The organism is Sphaerothrix gracilis Ecp01 (assembly GCF_030405905.1).
Classification (GTDB): Bacteria; Cyanobacteriota; Cyanobacteriia; order Phormidesmidales; family Phormidesmidaceae; genus Sphaerothrix; species Sphaerothrix gracilis.
Window position 1 is genome coordinate 1 of the sequence record NZ_JASATW010000108.1, and the last position, 1,735, is coordinate 1,735.

General features: G+C 44.9%; 2 protein-coding genes. One reads left to right on the forward strand and one right to left on the reverse strand.

Features of this window, described 5'->3' with window-relative positions; translation table 11 throughout:
- A partial coding sequence (locus QJQ48_RS28000) for a hypothetical protein (RefSeq protein WP_346294477.1) occupies positions 1-473 on the forward strand: 473 nt, incomplete at its 5' end.
- A 993-nt stretch (positions 474-1,466) separates the two neighbouring features.
- Here the strand turns inward: QJQ48_RS28000 and QJQ48_RS28005 are convergent.
- Positions 1,467-1,735 (reverse strand): hypothetical protein (locus QJQ48_RS28005; RefSeq protein ID WP_346294478.1); only part of this gene is annotated, 269 nt, incomplete at its 5' end.

Genomic DNA, 1,735 nt, shown 5'->3' on the forward strand with positions numbered 1-1,735 from the left:
TGAACCCCCTCGACCTCTCGCACCTCTCCTGGGTCAAAGTCATTTATGACCCCAGCGGTTGGGCTTATACGCGCGATCGCCTCAAGGAAATGCCCCAGACCATCGACTTCAACCACGTCACTGTTTTCCCACTAGGATTTCGGACCGATAAAGCTTACAAGCTTGCCACCACGGACCAGGTCGCCCTCATCCAAAACGGCAAACTCACCCACATTGTCGAAATCCTCGATAGCGAACCCTACGAGGAAGGCAACTGGTACAACCGTCTCTGTCGAGTGCTTTGGTGGCAACCCGAAGTGACTGATTGGAGCGCGCTTCCTGCTCAAAGTGAATTGCTTGGCTTCGACCCCGCCCTCCAAGATGGTGACCCTCACCTCATTGAATCCCTCAAGCGTTTTGGTAAACGCTGGAGTGACAATGGCAAAATGGCCGGCTTCCGAGCCTATTTAGCAGAGAGGCTCCAAGAGAAGTAGATACAGCTTATGTCGGATACCACGTTATCTGATGTCGGATACCACGCTATCTGACGTTTTAACAGGCTAAATGTCAGTCAATCAAAAACGTTGAAAGCCTTTTCCTGGAAAGGTTTCAATCTTTATATCCTTAAAATCAACTCTCAAAAAGAGTAACAACATAAATGACGTTTCTCTACAGACTAACCCTAGTGTAAAAGCTCGTAATACCTACCCTGAGAGGGTTACATAAAATTTCCGAATTTTCGGGTGTGCCAAATATCTTGTTACCAAAAGAGTGATTTTTCCGTCATTTAGCCCGTTAATTTACACAAAGAATCGCTGAAAGCCTATATCCTCCGTACTCTAGCACCCTTATTCTCTCTTGAGAGTGTTAATTAGCCTGGTATCAGTGTCAGTTAGTCTGATACCCGATAGCTGTACAAGCGTTTTAGGCATATTGTTTAAGGCGTCTCAAGCTCAACCTGTTCTATCTGAAAATGAAACATGTTTAAGCGTATAAATTATATAACATGTTTTATACGAACAAGCGCCTCTAAATAATACAAGTTATTTGTGCGTAAAAACTTGTATTAAAATCGCTCTTTCAATGAAAAGAGAACATGTTAATGCGATCGCTGAAAGATAAGCGAACACAGAGCGATCGCCTGTAACGTCCTTGTAATAAGTAAGGTGGCTCTGTGTTCGATAAAAGACAAGCGATCGCTAGCTGTTCTTGAGACACGAGCGCAGTATCACTCTGAGAACCTACTCAAAAGCGCTAAACGGCAATATCTCTGTCGAATATTTTCAAGCGCGATCGCCTAAAGGAATAAAAAGCTAGGGTTCAGAGCATTAGCCAGCTTAGATCACCGAGAGTTGGGAAGATCCCACTTAACGGGACTGAACAGAGGGTGGTGTGCCAGTTGGCCAAAACCCCTGGCCTAGCTTTGGATTATTCGCTCGTCAGAAAACCTGTGCCAGTTGCCTGAACCCCCTGAAACCTCGTCATGTTCATGTCGTATTTGGTGATATGGGGGTTACAAAGTCGTCCCTCATTTGATAAGCAGAGGAAGAACCTGACTCAACAAGCTGGTCGAGAATATATAGAACCGCTTCTCGAACGCTACGATTTGATTTAAGTTGAAGCGGTTCCCCATAGACAAAGCGACGAAGTAAGACTTCAAGGTAGTAAGTAGTGGTCGAATCAGTCAGAGCTTGAGAAGCATCTCCTGTCTTCAATCGCTCAGCTACCAATGTAAAACTTTTTGGAAGTGCTCTTT